Here is a 15,818-nt window from a genome sequence, read left to right as displayed (position 1 = left end):
CAGCAGAGTGAATGAGGAGCGAAACGGTCCGTCGGCCTGCCGTCAGGCTCGGCGCAGCCGCAGGAGCATTGGCGTAACGAGGAAGGCGATGGCGATCACCAGCAGGCTCACGGCCAGCGGATGCGTCATCGGGTTGTAGAACACCGACAGGTCTCCCTGACTGATGGCGAGTGCGCGGCGGAAGTGCTGCTCGGCCATGGGACCGAGGATGAGGCCAACGATGCAAGGCGCGACAGGCACGTTGAGGAGCCGCATGCCGAACCCGCCAATGCCGATGATCCAGAGCAGCACGAGATCGACGATATTGTTGTTCAGCGAATAGGCGCCGAGCGTCGCGAAAACCAGAATGCCGCCATAGAGCCAGGGTTTGGGCACCAGCAACAGCTTCACCCACACGCCTGCCATCGGCAGGTTGAGGAGGAGCAGGAACACGTTGCCGATATAGAGGCTTGCGATCATGCCCCAGACGAGTTGCGGGTCGTTCTCGAACAGCAATGGGCCTGGCTGCAATCCATATTGCTGAAAGGCCGCGAGCATGATGGCGGCCGTCGCGGAGGTAGGCAGACCGAGCGCAAGAAGCGGCGTGAGCACGCCCGCCGCCGATGCATTGTTGGCTGCCTCAGGCCCGGCCACGGCTTCGATGGCCCCATGACCGAATTCCTCGGGGTTCTTGGCGAGACGCTTCTCGACCACATAAGAGAGGAACGTCGGGATCTCGCTGCCGCCGGCGGGCAGTGAGCCGATGGGAAAACCGATTGCCGTTCCGCGCAGCCACGGCTTCCACGAACGGCTCCAATCCTCGCGGCTCATCCAGAGCGACCCTTTAAGCGCGTAGATCTCCTCCTTCTCGTGCCGGTAGCGCGAGACCTGGTACAGCGCCTCGCCGATGGCGAAAAGCCCCACCGCGACGATGACGACATCGATACCGTCCAGCAACTCCGGAACATCGAAGGTGAGGCGCGCAGCGCCCGTCTGGTTGTCGATGCCGACGAGACCAAGCGTCAGCCCGAGCATGAGGCTCGCCATGCCGAGAGCCAGGTTCTCACCCAGAACGGCCGTGACTGTCACGAAGGCCAGCACCATGAGGCCGAAATATTCGGCAGGGCCGAACAGCAGCGCGAAGGAGACCATGGCGGGCGCCACAAATGTCATCGCCAGGGTGGCAATGGTGCCCGCCACGAAGGAGCCGATGGCCGCCGTCGCGAGAGCCTGCGCCCCTCGCCCCTTGCGCGCCATCGCATGTCCGTCGACGGCAGTCACAATGGCGCCTGATTCACCCGGCGTGTTGAGCAGGATCGACGTGGTCGAGCCGCCATACATGGCACCGTAATAGATGCCGCCGAACATGATGAAGGCGGCGGTGGGCTCGAGCGCAGTGGTCACAGGCAGGAGGAGCGCCACCGTAAGCGATGGGCCGATGCCCGGAAGCACGCCAATCGCAGTACCGACGGTAACACCCACGGCCGCCCACAGAAGGTTCATGGGATCCAGGGATACGGAGAAGCCCTGGAGGAGTAATTGCRGCGTTTCCATCATGTCGCGAAGCGCCCGGTATGTTCGAATCCAGAAGTAAAAATGCGAGGATCAGCCGTTCAAGAAAGTTTCGACGATCGATCCCTGCGGCAGCGAAAGTCCCAGCATTTCGTTGAACAGGTAGAAGGACGCTGCGCTCAGCACGAAACCGATCAGGAGGTCGAGCACGACCCGGCGGCCGCCGAACGCCCATGCGACGGTGGCAAAAAGCAGAGTGGTCGCCACGATCCAGCCGGCCGTAGCGAGCAGAGCCATCTGGATGACAAGTCCGGCGAGCACGATCAGCACAGGCGCCATATCGTGCTTGAGCCATTGCTCTGCAGCTACCTTGCCGCGAAGCACCTGCCAGAACAGCGCTGCGGCATTGGCCGCGAGGCCCAAGGCGATGAGCAGCGGGAAGAAGGCGGGCCCAACTGTTGCCTGCTGTGTAGGCGCGGTAAGCGAGAATGTCTCCACCGCCACGAGGATGGCAAGAAAGAGCAGGATCGCTCCGAGAACGAAGTTTCCGATCTGGAGCTTGGTTGCCGAATTCATCGAGCGACCTCCGTTGATCATCATCGTGTACTGATGATCTGGCCGGCATCGACGCCGCCGACATGTCTTCTTTCGGACGATCCACGATCGCCGTGAAGGCTTGAGCTGGCGCCTATGCCGGAACAGGACGGCAAAGCCGGGCCCGCTTGGAGGCGAACCCGGCGACCTAAGGCTACTTCAGGAGACCGAGTTCCTTGAACAGGCTCTCGGCCCGCACGTGTTCCTGCTTGACGAAGGCGGCGAACTCGGGAGTCGGCATGTAAACGTCGCTCCAGCCACGCTGCTTGACGGCAACCTTCCAATCCTCGGTCTTGACCATCTTATCGATGGCCTGCTCGAGTTCCTGCTTCTCCTCCGGCTTGAGATCCTTAGGCGCAAAAACCGCACGCCAGTTGATCAGATCCACGTCGTAGCCCTTCTCCTTGAAGGTCGGGATGTCGATGCCCGGAAGCCGTTCCGGAGAGGAGATGGCCAGCGCGCGCACCTTACCGGAGTTGATCTGGGCGGACAGCTCGCTGTAGCCGCCGGTGCCGACGGTCACGTGGCCGCCCATGACGCCCGACAGCATCTCGCCACCGGAGGTCAGCACCACGTAGTTGATCTTCGACGGCTCGACGCCAGCGGCCTTTGCAAGCAGGCCGTAGAGCATATGGTCCGTGCTGCCGGGACCGGAGCCGCCCCAAGAGACGGAGCCCGGATCGGCCTTGAACTTGGCAATGAGATCTTCAAGCGTCTTGTACGGAGAATCCGCAGCAACGACGATCGGTTGATAGTCAGCACTCAGTCGAGCCAGTGGATAGGTGTCGTCGAACGTGACCGTAGATTTATTGGTGATGATGGCGCCCACAAGCGCAAGGCCGCCCGTCATGAGAGTGGGGGTGCGCTTCTTGTTGTTGACGTAGTTCGCAAGTCCGATGGTGCCGCCAGCGCCGGGCTGGTTGACCACTTGAATGCCCGACGCAAGGCCCTCCTTCTGGAGGATCTGCTGCATGATGCGGGCATTCTGATCGTAACCGCCGCCGGCGGCAGCAGGCGCGGTGATTTCCAGGCGCTTGATTTCAGCAAGAGCCGGGCCAGCGCTCGCGAATGCGAGAGCCGCCGCAGCAACGATTGTCATGGCTTTCTTCATGTGTTCCTCCTTGGTTTCCAATACCGCTTTCCGCGGCAACTCAGTTAGATGCCCGTCACCTTTTTGGTGATCTTCTGCTGTGCTCGTGTCCGGTCAGCGGACCGCGCCTTCCCGGCGTGCCCTGTTGGTGGCGAGTGTCGCTGCGAGCGTGATCGCCGATTCCAGCGCGCCGGTAGTTGCGATGCCCTTGCCGACAATATCGAAGGCGGTACCATGCGAAGGCGTGGTGAAGATGGTCTTCAGGCCGGCCGTGACGGTGACACCGCGGTTGAACCCCTTCAGCTTTGTGGCGATCTGGCCCTGGTCGTGGTACATGGCGACCACGCTGTCGAACTCGCCCTTGAATGCCCTGATATAGACCGTATCAGCGGGGTAAGGCCCGGAGCAGTTGATGCCCTTCTCGGCCAGCGCCTTCACGGTGGGCCCGATCATCTCGATCTCGTCGCGCCCGAACAGACCGCCTTCGCCGGCATGGGGATTGAGCGCCGCCACCGCGATGCGCGGGTACTCCATGCCGGCATTGCGCAGCATCTCGTGAACCAGCGTCACTGCATCGGAGATCGATTGCGGCGTGATCTCCTCGATGGCTTGGCGGAGCGAAACGTGCCCGGTCACGCGGGACATCCATTGACCGTCGAGCACATTCATTTCCGAGAAGTAGGTCTTGTGGCCCAGGAGATGGGCAAACATCTTGTGCTCGTCGGGAAACTCCCATCCGCCTTTGAACATCGCCGCCTTGTTGAGCGGCGCAAAAGTGACGGCGTCCACATGGCCCTCGTTGGCGATCTCGATGGCGCGCGCCAGCGTATCGCCCGTGAGCTTGCCCGACTCCGGTGAGACGGCACCGCGTGGGAGCGCGCTTGGATCGGTGTTGCCCAGATCGATCAAGGGAACAGTGTCGTCGTTCCAGTCTATCTCGTTGATGGAGGAGACCCGACGCACCTCGAAGTTTACGCCTGTATCCTGCATGCCGCGCTCAAGCACCCGGACATCGCCCACCAAGACGATCTTCGCAACATTGTTCATGCGCCCGTCGGAGAGGATCCRCGCGCATTGCTCAGGGCCGATGCCGGTGCAGTCGCCCATGGTCAAGGCAATGCGCGGCTTGGCATTGCTGTCGTTCTGGAGCCTAATGTCGAGAAAGTTCTGAGCAGAGGTCATGACGCGTTCCCAGATCGTCAGCGATCTGTTGTTGTTGAGGAATTCGGCCGGGAAAACTTTGCCCGGACCAACACTTCACACTTTGATAGACGCGAAACTTTCTCAGGTGTAATGCGGAGACGGCATGAAATGATACGCTGACGACATGGAAGTAGAGCTTGGCTGGTTGAAGGATTTTCTTGCGGTGATCGATGCCGGAGGTTTCTCGCGGGCTGCGGAGAGACGCCACGTGACACAGCCTGCCCTGAGCCGGCACGTCCGCGCATTGGAGCAATGGCTTGGCGCATCCCTCTTCGAGCGCAACACCCATACGGTGGTGCTGACACGGGCAGGAGTCGCTTTCCGCCCGATTGCCGAGGACATCCTGCACCGTGTCACGGCAGGACGGGAGCGGGTGTTGGAGGAAGCCCACGCGGCAACCGAGTCCCTACGCTTCGCCGTTACCAATGCGCTGTCCATCACGTTCTTCCCGCATTGGTTTCGTCAAGTGCAGGCCAGAACCGTCTCCAGCATGAACCTGCAACTGGTCTCAGCCAACATGGCGTCCTGCGAGCGCATGCTGATCKACGGCGAGGCCCAGTTCCTAATCGCCCATCATCATGTTCTTGCGCCGACGCGGCTCCAGGCCTCCCGCTTCCAATCTATTCCCATCGGCACCGACATGGTCGTGCCGGTAAGCGCGCCGGACGAGGCCGACGCCCTGAAGCCGCGCTTCGCACTGCCAGGCACGCCTGAAGCTCCTCTGCCCCACCTCACATATCACCCAGGGTCGGGGATCGGCCGCATCGTTGCGGGTTCGCTCGCCGCCAAGGAGCAGCCTCCATCCCTTCAGCCTGGCTTCATTGGACCCGCAGTTCTACTGGCAGAGATGGCGCAGAGCAGTGCCGGCGTCGCCTGGGTCATCCAAAGCCTAGTGGAGTCCGATTTAGAGGCAGGGCGCCTCGTCCGCGCGGGCGGGCCTGAATGGGACATTCCCGTCGAGGTGCGACTGTTCCGCCCGCGCGCACGGCTCACGGGTGCAGCTGAGACCTTCTGGAAATATGCCTCCTTAAAATTCACCGGACCGGTTGTGGCGTAACAGGCAGGTACGCGTCGGATCGATCGGATCAATGACCGCATTCCGCTCAAAAGGAGAGCTTTGGCCAAGATGCGGAAGGTGCCGGAACCTGACCTTTGACGCGGTTTCATAGAACTGCGCGGGAAGTCCAATCTGGAAAGTTTTTTCACCATTCTTTCAAGACCAATGGATCTCGCAGCAGCGGACCTTTCAGCCCGTCATTGGCTGCCGATCCTTGATGGCGTCGTGTGCGCCGTAAAACTTCTGGAAGCCGTCGTGGGACTGGGCCTCAAGACGTCGAAGATCGGAGGATATGCCCCTGCCCAAGTCTGATGGCGGCCGGTTCGCCGCTGACGGATCGGCACTGTTTAGTTTGCTCGAGTCACTCTGATGCGTGCGGGAGTTCGTCCGTCCTGACAAAGAAGCCTGTCAGGGAGGAAAGGCCGAAACTCGTCGAGATTGCCACGTCGGTCGCGTCCCGCCCAGTAGCCATCAGGATCCGCCCGATCCTTGGCGTGTTATGACGGGCGTCAAAGATATACCACTGGCCGTCCAGATACGCTTCGAACCAGGCACTGAAATCCATCGGATCATCCACAGGCGGAACGCCGATATCGCCCAGGTAGCCCGTGCAATAGCGGGCCGGGATGTTCATGCAGCGGCACAGGGTGACCGCCAGATGGGCAAAGTCGCGACAGACACCGACCTGATCGTTGTGTCCCTGCCAAGCCGACCGTGTTGAGCAGGCATCCTGGTAATTGAACGTGATCCGATCGTGCGCGTAATCGCAGATGGCCTGAACACGTGCCCATCCGCCTTCGATACCACCGAAGAGACGCCAGGCGATGTCCGAGAGTCGGTCGGTTTCGCAGTAGCGGCTCCCGAGCAGATAGACGATCACATCATCAGGCAGGTCCTCAACAGGCTGCTGCACTGCGCCAGGCACGACTGGATCGTGCAGCCCGGAGTCCCGGATCAGGAAATCCGTTGAAAGCTCGAGCCGCCCAGCAGGCGCAAGTAACCGGGTGCAGATGTTGCCGAAGGCGTCGCGATAATGCCTGAGCTCGACGGGAGGATCGCACATGAGTTCGTCGGGCGTGATAAGGTCCGGCACTCGCGATGGATGAACGTTCAGCATCAGAAGCATAGGCGTCGGCTGCTGACACTCGAATGCGATCCGATAGCCTGCGTGAATCTTCATCGGGTGCCTTCCGGATTGGGTAGCCAATACTCACTATCGGGCGAGGTTGAATCGGTGCGTTGCGCTGGCATACTCTCAGAGKACGTAACGTTCACCTCGACTGTCATTCCCTCGAAGTCGCTCGTCTCTCCCATCCATGTTCCGGAGATCGGCACCGCCTGGCGAGGATCTTGCGCCACCGCGATGCGGATGAGATCGCGATTGCCGATGATGCCGTTGGTCGGATCGAACTCGACCCAACCTGCACCGGGCAGGTAGACTTGGCACCAAGCATGGGTTGAACCTCCACCCACATGGCTGGTTCCATTCGAGCCCGGGCTATAGATGTAGCCGGACACGAAGCGGGCCGCGAGCCCCAGCGCGCGCACGGCCTCGATCATCAGGATCGCGAAGTCGCGGCAACTCCCTCGCTTAAGCATTAGGGTGGTGATGGGATCTTGCACGCCTGCTTCCGAGCGCCGGTTATAGGTGAAGCTCTCCTTGATGGCGTAGGTGAGGGTCATCAGGAGTTCACCAGTGCGTGTCGGGCGCCCTTGATGAATGAACTTCTGAACCCAATGATGGATCTGGTGGTCCGGATCGAGATATTGCCGCTCCATCGTACGCATCAGATCCGGCATTTCCTCTGCGCTGTAAGCGAAGGGATAGGTCTGTGCATAATCCTCCATCTGGGAGTCCGGCGCGTTCGATGGTTGGTGATCGAGGCGGATGTCGCTCTCGAACCGAAGCTCGGACGCTTCTTTGGCGAACTTCGCAATGGCGACGCAATTCCCGAACACGTCGTGGATCCACCGCAATCCGCTGGGTGCGGGGTTGATCTCGATCCGAGAGTCCAACAGCCTCTGGTCATAGCTGTCGCGCGGCCGGAACATGATCCGATGCTCGCCAAAGGAGACTGGCTGCCGGTAGTGATAGATCGTGACATGTCGGACAGCGAGAAGTGTCATCTCATCCGTCAATCTGAGAAGCGATGGGAGGACAGCGGAGTGTCCCCTTTCAAACAGCTTCCTTGTCTCACCAATTCAGCCTAGCAAGAGCTTAAGATCTCACGCCCCGTAGACGGAAGCCTATAGTTTGGGCTTGCGGCTCATCTTAGTAACCCAAACGGATTACTTGAGGATCCATCACTTTTCTTTCTACGCTCCTACCCGGCTCTCCTGTGCTGGTGGCAGAGGATGGCCTACAGCATTCAAGTGTAGGCGCCTCGATCATCGGCGACCCCGCCTAGCCTCTTGTACTGCTCGCCGATTGCCTGAACCTGCATAACCTTGAATGGCCGCTCTGGGTCAGACATTCGCATTCCGGCGGCTCAATAAACGTCGACTCTTGAGCGCTGAAGCGGACCAACCGCTTACGTCTCGAGAGTGCCAAATGCGGGCCTCGTCGGCCAAATTCGCTAAAAGTACGTGATCCGGCACCCGACCGAGAGACAGTGAGGCGGGGAAACCTTGATCATGTGAGGGCGTTTGCCAAGATACATTTCGCCTATCGCGGCGCTTTAAAAAATCTCCATGGCGCGCGCGGGCTGGCCCTATTTGCCACGATGTTCGTCCTTGCCTACCCTCAAGCCTCCCACAGAAGGAACGGTGCATTTGCGACGGCTCGTTGTCATCTCCAATCGTGTGGCTGTTCCAGATGCTACCGGAAAAGCCGCTGCGGGAGGCCTAGCCGTGGCCCTGCACGAGGCCTTTCGGGCTTACCAGGGGCTGTGGTTCGGATGGAGCGGCAAGGTTTCAGCCCATCCGGCAGCCCATCCCAAGATCATCGACAAGGGACAGGTGCAGTATGCCGTCATGGACCTGACGTCGCTCGATCGGCAGGAGTACTATAACGGCTTCGCCAACGGGGCGCTCTGGCCCATCATGCACTATCGGATCGGTCTGTCTGAGTTCTCGCGGGCTGACTACGCAGGATACTTGCGGGTTAATCGGAGTTTCGCCAGTGCACTGGCCCATCTGATCCAGCCTGACGATCTCGTCTGGGTTCATGACTATCACCTCATCCCCCTCGCGAGCGAACTGCGAGCTGCCGGGATCACCAACCCGATCGGGTACTTTCATCACATCCCCTGGCCCGCTCCTGAAGTGTTTGGGGCTCTACCAGGCAGCACAGAGCTCCTGCGCGTCATCCCGGATTACGATCTTGTGGGCGTGCAGACAGAGCGGGATGCGGACAACCTCCGACGCAGCCTCGTCCAGGAGCTTGGCGCAGTTCCGCGCAGGGCCGATCTTCTCGATGTGGGCAGCAAACGCGTTCGCATCAAAAGCGCTCCAATCGGCATCGACGTCACTGGGTTCCAGCAAGCAGCCCAACGCTCTGGCTCAAGCCGGCTTCTGAAGCAGACGATCGCTGGTCTGGGATCCCGCACGCTGATCATCGGGGTCGATCGGCTGGATTACTCGAAAGGTATCCCTGAGCGCATGGAGGCGTTCGAGCGCTTCCTGGTCAGCCATCCGGATCAGCGGGGACGAGTGACCTATCTGCAGATAGCCCCAACCAGCCGCAGCGAAGTGCCAGAGTATGCGACTCTCAGCCGAGACGTGAATGAGACGCTGGGGCGGATCAATGGCTCCCTGGGCGAGCCTGGCTGGGTGCCAATCCACTACGTGACCAGCACCTATTCTCGCGCGGTCCTTGCTCGTCTTTATCGGCTGGCCCGGGTCGGGCTTGTGACTCCCATGCGGGATGGGATGAATCTCGTGGCCAAAGAATATGTGGCAGCTCAGGACCCGCAGGATCCCGGTGTTCTCATTCTATCGAAGTTTGCCGGGGCTGCCGAGGAGCTCACGGATGCACTCATCGTCAATCCGAACGATAAGGTCGAAGTCGCGGAGGCTATTCAGCAAGCGCTACACATGAGCCAAGAGGAGCGGGTCGCTCGCTGGCAGTCCATGCTGAAAGTTCTTGGGAGTTCCGATGTCTCCCGGTGGGCAGCAGGTTTTATCAAGGATCTGGCCGCCACCAAGGCAAGCAAGGGACGCAGCAGAACGAGGCCTGCTAGAAAAGAAGATGAGCGATAGGAGCCGCCAAACCGATTTCTTGCCTGGGCTGACGTTAGGATTTTCAACAAGCAGAGTATGAGCCTCAGATGGACTGCGATGTTCGCATCGCAGCCTTTGCATCGAGTCCAGTGCAAGCAGACCCTACCGGGAAGCGATCGATCTGACATGGAGGTGAGCAGCCCTACCACTCGTCGTTCAGCGCTTCTTGTTCCAATTCGCACCGACATTGCCGCGTGGCGCATTGCGAGCCGCTGTTTGATTGCTACTTTCCTCCGACAGCTTGCGCCATCGGGTGAGACGCTCCGGGTCCAGCACACCTGCGGCGACGGCTTCTTGAACGGCGCAGCCAGGTTCATGGGCGTGCATACAGTCGCGGAAACGGCAGTGAGGGGCGAGCTCGGTGATTTCAGCGAACAGGGTCTCGATGCCAAAGGCCGCATCGCTGACGCGGAGCGAGCGCATTCCCGGCGTGTCTATCACCCATCCACCGCCTTCAATAGCATGAAGCGAGCGCGAGGTCGTGGTGTGACGTCCTTTGGCATCGTGTTCGCGAATGCCCCCGGTTTCCTGGGCCCGTTCCGGCGTCAGGCCCGCCAGAGTGTTCACCAACGTCGACTTGCCGACACCAGAGGATCCGACCAACGCCACTGTCTGCCCGTCATGGCACCATGGGGCGACAGCAGCTGCGGCATCTCCAGATCGGGGGTTTAAGATCACAACGGCCAGCCCGCGTTGCAGTGCGCTCGCCCGATTTTGATACGCCGGCGCAACCGTCGCAGTGTCAACCTTAGTCAGCAGAATCACCGGATTGGTCCTGGCCTCGTTCGCCAACGCAAGATAGCGCTCCAGCCGGGCGGGATTGAAATCGGCATTGCACGAGGTGACGATGAACAGCGTGTCGACATTGGCACCAGCAAGCTGCGGAGTCTTGCTGCCTTCGATACGACGCTCCAGCACCGTCTTGCGGTTCAATCGGCGATGCAGCAGTTGGGTTTGTGGGTCGGCAAGCACCCAGTCTCCCACGGCAAAATCGCCAGTCTGGCTATGAACCGGAAGCGTCAGCCCGACCAGCCCGGTCTGGGATATGGCGGTCAGGCGGGCGCGGTGAACGGTGGCGATACGATGGGGGGCAAGCCCGGCCTCATGGGCTTCAAGTTGATCTTCGAAAAAATCAGACCATCCCAAACTTGAAAGAGACACGGGACGGGTGTTCAAGGCCTCTGTCACGGTTTTTCCAATCACACATTGTCACAATCAGAGCGATCATCCTTTAGAGCATGAGCTGCCGCCGATAAACAGGAACCCACGAGTATGGGACACTGTGTTGGCGCTCGTGACCCGCCTTCCCTTAATATTCCGACTGGAATGACAACAGGGTGCCGAGCCATGAGATCCGTACGAGACTGTTCCGCCGGCCTCGAATTCAAGACCAGCAATTCCTGCTATCGTCCCAGGGGGCAAATAAGGCGCACAGGAATGTTGCGGATCAACTGCCAAGATGACACCTCGCCCGCCTTGTTGTCAGACCTTTCCAGGTCCGTCGGATCCGGAACCGCTCCTATTGTATGCCGTATTGGCGCTGATGCCTCTGCTCGTGTCGCTGCTGCTCGCTTCGCCTTGCAACTCACGTTCGGCTTGATGCCAAAACTCAGCCTCGTGGCCTTCTCGGCTGCCGTGCTGCTCCCACAGCTCGTAGGCACGCTGTCTCACCCGGTTCTCTGTATCGTTGGCATGCTGTTCCATATCGTAGTCCCTCCGTCATTCTGTTTCAGAATGATATGATCTCAATGAAGGCTTATTGAAGATCAACCTAAGGGATACGGAAATAAAACTGAGTATTATTATGTATGACAATTGTGCATATTATGTATAATGAATGCTCATTCTTTATCTTCCTGAAGAATTATTGAATATTTTTTATCGCTGAAGATCCTGCCGCTAGCTGACAACGTCGTTTCGCAGCGAGATTAATATTTCTACCGCTACCCTACAAACCTATGGCTGGGGCAAGAGGCAGCTTTTGCCTTCCGCCTGCCTTTCCCACAGAACGGACCACCTATGAAACCGGCACGAATTCTCCTTGCGGTCACTCTCCTCAGCATGCTCGGTGCCACGCAAGCGATGGCCGAGTGCCAGATCGCCGATGCCAAACTCGAAGAAGCCATCCTGCAAAAGCCCGAGCTTCGCGGGAAGGCCAATCGCCAGACGGTTCGGGACCTGCGCAACTTACGCGATGCTGCGATCACGCTCTGGTCGTACGGGCGGCATGACGATTGCGAGCGCCTTCTGGGCAATATCCGCGAACTTCTCTCCGGCCCGCCAATGAACTCCTTGGGTGGCAACGATGAAGAGGATGCGGAAACCCAGATGAGCGCGCGCGAGCCGAAGGTCCAACGGGGCGCCGTGCGAGGTCGTCGTGCGGACAAGGACGCCAAGCCGCTGATCAACATTGAGGAGCTGGCTCCGGGCCTGCGGGCCGACCAGATCATCGGGGCAGAGGTGCGAAGTGCCGATGACAAAATCGTCGGAGAAGTTAGAAACGTCGTGTTTGGCACCAAAGACCGCCGCGACTACGCTATTGTGGCCTCTGGAGGTTTCTTCACACCCGGCAAGGACAGTATCGTCGTTCCGATCCGCTCCCTTAAGGTCTCGCAGGAACGGGACAGCTTCTTCCTTCCCATGACCGAGGCAAGCGTCAGGACTGTGCCGCACATGCCTGATCAGGACTACAAATGGCTGGCGGATGAAGCATGGCGCACCCGAAATGACGCGCTCTTTGCAGGGCGCCCATAACTATGGGAGGGGTTTGGCCCGCGATTCAGTGCCACGGCGTTCGTGGCACTCCTATTCCTTGCGGAGCAGTGCTCGGATCATCTCAAGCAATCTTTCAGGACGAACGGGCTTCTCGACGAAATAAGCCCCTTCCGGCAAGTCGCCGGCCTGAGGGGCAGCGCGTCCCGATGAAATCAGAACACCAATATCCTGTCGATCCTCCCGCACTCGGCGGGCTAGCTCGAAGCCATTGATGCTTCCGGGTGGCATTTCCACGTCCGTGACAACCACCTGGACGTCGGGAACGGCCGCGAGAATACGGAGCGCCTCGTCTGCATGAGCCGCTTCCATGACCTTGAACCCAGCATCATCCAGCACATCGACTAGCATCATGCGCACGAGGGCTTCGTCCTCACCACGAGAATGAGTGCGCGAATGTCAGGTTTCTTCTCAGTCATGTCGAATGAAATGGGGATCGATCCTCTTCCTTTGCGGGACCGCGATGATGTTGCGCGGGCGCGGTCCAAGGCTTCAATGCGTTTCCGGAACTTTCGTCACATCGGGGGGTGTTCCAGCGCCTATTGCAACGCCCCCTGGAAACGAGATCACCACCGTCAGCCCCGCATCACTGCGCACATCGATCTGACCCTGGATCTGCTGAACGAGAGACCGGATAAGGCCATATCCGAGGGATCCTTCCCGCAGACTCGACATTCCGATCCCATCATCCCGGACGACCAGTTCAATCCATCTCGGCTGCATGCGGCGCGCCTTGACGAGGATCGTCCCTGACCGGGGTGTGGGGAAGGCATATTTCAAGGAGTTGGTAATCAGTTCGGTCAGCACGATGCCGAGCGGAACCGCTGTATCGGCGTCGACCAGGATCTCGTCCTCCATCTGCGTTTCAAGACGGATGCGGTCGTCGTTTTCCGTGATCGGCCTTAACGCATCACATAGATCCGCCACATACACGGAGACGTCGACCTGTTGGGCCTTCTCCGACTTGCTGAGAAGGTCATGCACCCGCGCCATGGCGTTCAGACGATCCTGGGCCTCCTCGAACAGTGCCCTGACGGCCGGATCAGGCTGGCGCCGTCCTTGGATCGCCAGGAGGGATGCGGCAATAGCAAGGCTGTTCTTGGCGCGATGGTTGACCTCGACCAGTAGCATCTCTCTCTCAGAAACCAGTGCCGACAGCTTCCTGTTAGCGGCCTCCAACTTCCGAGTTCTGGCCGCCACTCGGGCCTCCAGTTCCGAGGTCAGAGCGCGCAGGTCCTCTTCGGCCTCGTACCGTCGGGTGATGTCGAGGTAGGAGAGAAAGTGATTGGTGACGGTGCCCTGGCCGTCATCCACGGGACTGGCGAACAGCATGGCCCGAAAAGGAGTGCCGTCCTTGCGGTACTGAAGGATCTCCAGCGTTTCGTCCCGTCTCTCTAGGATCGCGGCCTCATACCGCCGGATGGCATCAGGGTCGGTGCCTTCGCCATTCATGAAGTGCGGATCTTGCCCGAGCAACTCGTCCACGCTGTAGCCTGACAGATCTACGAAGGATTGATTGGCAAAAACGATCGGATTGCCAAGCAGGGTGGCGTCAGTCACCAGCATTGGCATGCGCGTGCGCCGAACCGCCTCGACGAACACGCCACCTTGTTGCCGAACCGCCTCAATGTGGCGTTCCGAGACAGTTCGTTCGTTGGTATCCGCCTTGTTCTCTTGAAACTCGTTCATGACCAATCCGGTGTGAGGTGGGTGCAGTGACAGGCTAATAGAGGTTCGGCCAATGCCTGGATTAGCTCACCTGCGCGCCTTTCGGGCGGCATAACGGGCATCGCGGACTGCCTTTTGCTCGGCCTCCAGAGCGACCTGGCGCTCAGCGGCCTCCACTCGGGCGGTCGCCTCACTGGCTTCCTGAGCGACGCGCTGCTCATGCACGGCCACCTGACGCGCTTCCTCGTCTGCGGCCTTTCGGGCCTGCTCGGCAATCTTGGCGGTCTYGCGTTCGGCCAGCCGCGCTTCACGGGCGGCACTGACCGCCTGCCGCGCTGCTTTGCGTTCGGCCATCGCCGGATCGTCCGCACCTGGCTTTGCCCGAACGCGCTCCAGCATGGCCTTGCGGGCGTTCTCGGCCGTGTTCAGCCGATCACCAAACCCTTTGTCCCGGAAGCCGCTCATGCTCGGATCTCGCTCTCGCGGACGGCACGCTCCGTCGCACCCGATCTGATCCGATACGAGACTTCACCAGTCTCGTCGGCAGGCATGAGGCGGGTCACCTCGTAGATGCCGCTGCCATTGGCGCGGCTGTCAGAGATCGGCGCACGCACGAGGCGCACCATCTGTCGGATCTTGTATTTATGAAGCATGTTAGTTCTCCAGAGTGGGCGTGCGTTGTGGCGGCGCCACGAATGCAAACAAAAAGCCGCTCCCATGGAGAGCGGCCTCAATGGCTCAGTGCAGGCAAGCCTGCACCGAAGAGACTGGCTTTATGCCATCTCTTTATGCCATCTCGATGTTGTCGACGGCGATCTTGCCGGAGCGGCGGTCTTCAGCCGTATCAAAGGCAACCTTCTGGCCTTCGACGAGGCCGCGGATGCCGGCACGCTCAAGAGCGGTCGCGTGAACGAACACGTCCTTGCTGCCGTTGCTCGGAGCGATGAAGCCGAAGCCTTTTTGATCGTTGTAGAATTTTACGGTGCCCGTATTCATGGGAATATCCTTGGGTATGCGTGAGTGCACGTGAGCTTAAGGGGCGCGCAGCAGCGCAGTCCCGTGCTCGGTTCGTCGATGTTTTGGGAGAGTTTCTGAACGTGCGCCCGGCATGCCAGGGCGTAACGGCCCGATTGTTCGGCCAAAGTCGATAGAATGGATATAGGTGTTTCTCGCCCCATTGCAAGCTTGGATGGAAAGATACTCTCCGCACCCTCAAGCGGGGCCGCCATCCTCTTGAGACCTCAACTGGTATTGCCTGTCGCCTGATGAGCGCACGAATGCTCATACTTTTTATGGTTCGCTCTCGTTATGGTTCGCTCTCGGTCACGGGAACTCAACGCCGTGATCAACTCAGTCGAATGTCGCCTTCGGGTCAGCCAATGAAATTCCCTGCGCTTTCAGAGCGTCCGCTTCGATGAGGATTGCGGCCTTCGAGCTTGGGTCGCGGAAGTGCCATCATGTATGGTCCGGCCGTGCGTCGCAAGATGATGTTGGCAGACTAACGAACATGAGAGCTGCATCAATGTATTCGGCCTCAGGGTGGAGCCTCAGCTCCGGGCCATCATGGGTATCCGCGCGCATCCAGGACTCGCTACCGGAAAGACCTCTGTGGGCCAAAATGGCACCCAGTCTTGTGGTTGCGCCGGGCAGACCGTTCGTCCATCTCTTCCTTCATCTCGCAGACCTCGGCGGGAAACTGCTGGTTATCTGACGGATGTCATT

The 15,818-nt window shown here is 59.7% G+C and carries 16 protein-coding genes; 3 read left to right on the top strand and 13 right to left on the bottom strand.

Annotated features, from left to right (window positions below; genetic code table 11):
- Positions 1 to 42 precede the first annotated feature (42 nt).
- The 4 genes from ACXJKO_RS09140 to ACXJKO_RS09125 all read right to left on the bottom strand — a co-directional run bounded on the left by ACXJKO_RS09140 (position 43) and on the right by ACXJKO_RS09125 (position 4,357).
- Positions 43 to 1,533 (bottom strand): tripartite tricarboxylate transporter permease, encoded by a 1,491-nt coding sequence (locus ACXJKO_RS09140; RefSeq protein WP_457090801.1) that lies wholly within the window; start codon positions 1,531 to 1,533, stop codon positions 43 to 45.
- Between the two features lie 51 nt (positions 1,534 to 1,584).
- Positions 1,585 to 2,067, bottom strand: a complete 483-nt coding sequence (locus ACXJKO_RS09135) for a tripartite tricarboxylate transporter TctB family protein (RefSeq protein WP_457090770.1) — start codon at positions 2,065 to 2,067, stop codon at positions 1,585 to 1,587.
- 172 nt (positions 2,068 to 2,239) lie between these two features.
- Positions 2,240 to 3,196: a Bug family tripartite tricarboxylate transporter substrate binding protein gene (locus tag ACXJKO_RS09130; RefSeq protein WP_457090769.1), complete on the bottom strand. Its 957-nt coding sequence runs from the start codon at positions 3,194 to 3,196 to the stop codon at positions 2,240 to 2,242.
- Between the two features lie 93 nt (positions 3,197 to 3,289).
- Complete coding sequence (locus ACXJKO_RS09125) at positions 3,290 to 4,357, bottom strand: PdxA family dehydrogenase (protein ID WP_457090768.1); 1,068 nt, start codon at positions 4,355 to 4,357, stop codon at positions 3,290 to 3,292.
- 145 nt (positions 4,358 to 4,502) lie between these two features.
- Here ACXJKO_RS09125 and ACXJKO_RS09120 point away from each other — a divergent pair, with 145 nt between their 5' ends.
- Positions 4,503 to 5,435: a LysR family transcriptional regulator gene (locus ACXJKO_RS09120; protein WP_457090767.1), complete on the top strand. Its 933-nt coding sequence runs from the start codon at positions 4,503 to 4,505 to the stop codon at positions 5,433 to 5,435.
- A 361-nt stretch (positions 5,436 to 5,796) separates the two neighbouring features.
- Here the strand turns inward: ACXJKO_RS09120 and ACXJKO_RS09115 are convergent, their stop codons facing one another.
- On the bottom strand, positions 5,797 to 6,615 hold the full coding sequence (locus ACXJKO_RS09115) for a transglutaminase-like domain-containing protein (RefSeq protein WP_457090766.1): 819 nt from the start codon (positions 6,613 to 6,615) through the stop codon (positions 5,797 to 5,799).
- Complete coding sequence (locus tag ACXJKO_RS09110) at positions 6,612 to 7,562, bottom strand: transglutaminase family protein (RefSeq protein WP_457090765.1); 951 nt, start codon at positions 7,560 to 7,562, stop codon at positions 6,612 to 6,614. The genes ACXJKO_RS09115 and ACXJKO_RS09110 overlap by 4 nt, the downstream gene beginning before the upstream one ends.
- Positions 7,563 to 8,207: 645 nt before the next feature.
- Between ACXJKO_RS09110 and ACXJKO_RS09105 the strand changes: the two genes are divergently transcribed.
- Entirely contained in the window at positions 8,208 to 9,635 is a 1,428-nt protein-coding gene (locus ACXJKO_RS09105) for an alpha,alpha-trehalose-phosphate synthase (UDP-forming) (RefSeq protein WP_457090764.1), read from the top strand.
- 177 nt (positions 9,636 to 9,812) lie between these two features.
- Here ACXJKO_RS09105 and rsgA read toward each other — a convergent pair whose 3' ends face one another.
- Positions 9,813 to 10,856, bottom strand: coding sequence for a ribosome small subunit-dependent GTPase A (rsgA, locus tag ACXJKO_RS09100; RefSeq protein WP_457090800.1), 1,044 nt, complete (start codon positions 10,854 to 10,856; stop codon positions 9,813 to 9,815).
- 282 nt (positions 10,857 to 11,138) lie between these two features.
- The gene (locus ACXJKO_RS09095) at positions 11,139 to 11,360 is read right to left on the bottom strand and encodes a DUF2934 domain-containing protein (protein ID WP_457090763.1); all 222 of its coding nucleotides are present in this window, start codon (positions 11,358 to 11,360) and stop codon (positions 11,139 to 11,141) included.
- 315 nt (positions 11,361 to 11,675) lie between these two features.
- Between ACXJKO_RS09095 and ACXJKO_RS09090 the strand changes: the two genes are divergently transcribed.
- Positions 11,676 to 12,410 (top strand): PRC-barrel domain-containing protein, encoded by a 735-nt coding sequence (locus ACXJKO_RS09090; protein WP_457090762.1) that lies wholly within the window; start codon positions 11,676 to 11,678, stop codon positions 12,408 to 12,410.
- A gap of 51 nt (positions 12,411 to 12,461) precedes the next feature.
- Here the strand turns inward: ACXJKO_RS09090 and ACXJKO_RS09085 are convergent, their stop codons facing one another.
- From ACXJKO_RS09085 to ACXJKO_RS09065, 5 genes are all read right to left on the bottom strand, one after another.
- Positions 12,462 to 12,782 (bottom strand): response regulator, encoded by a 321-nt coding sequence (locus tag ACXJKO_RS09085; RefSeq protein WP_457090799.1) that lies wholly within the window; start codon positions 12,780 to 12,782, stop codon positions 12,462 to 12,464.
- 138 nt (positions 12,783 to 12,920) lie between these two features.
- On the bottom strand, positions 12,921 to 14,117 hold the full coding sequence (locus ACXJKO_RS09080; RefSeq protein WP_457090761.1) for a sensor histidine kinase: 1,197 nt from the start codon (positions 14,115 to 14,117) through the stop codon (positions 12,921 to 12,923).
- Positions 14,118 to 14,183: 66 nt separating this feature from the next.
- Positions 14,184 to 14,561, bottom strand: a complete 378-nt coding sequence (locus tag ACXJKO_RS09075) for a DUF6481 family protein (RefSeq protein ID WP_457090760.1) — start codon at positions 14,559 to 14,561, stop codon at positions 14,184 to 14,186.
- On the bottom strand, positions 14,558 to 14,749 hold the full coding sequence (locus ACXJKO_RS09070; RefSeq protein WP_457090759.1) for a hypothetical protein: 192 nt from the start codon (positions 14,747 to 14,749) through the stop codon (positions 14,558 to 14,560). The genes ACXJKO_RS09075 and ACXJKO_RS09070 overlap by 4 nt, the downstream gene beginning before the upstream one ends.
- 133 nt (positions 14,750 to 14,882) lie before the next feature.
- Positions 14,883 to 15,092: a cold-shock protein gene (locus ACXJKO_RS09065; protein WP_196271559.1), complete on the bottom strand. Its 210-nt coding sequence runs from the start codon at positions 15,090 to 15,092 to the stop codon at positions 14,883 to 14,885.
- Between the last annotated feature and the right edge of the window lie 726 nt (positions 15,093 to 15,818).

It is taken from the genome of Microvirga sp. P5_D2, from assembly GCF_054049475.1.
The sequence above is the reverse complement of the archived record's forward strand: the minus strand, read 5'-3'. Positions and strand labels throughout refer to the sequence as shown.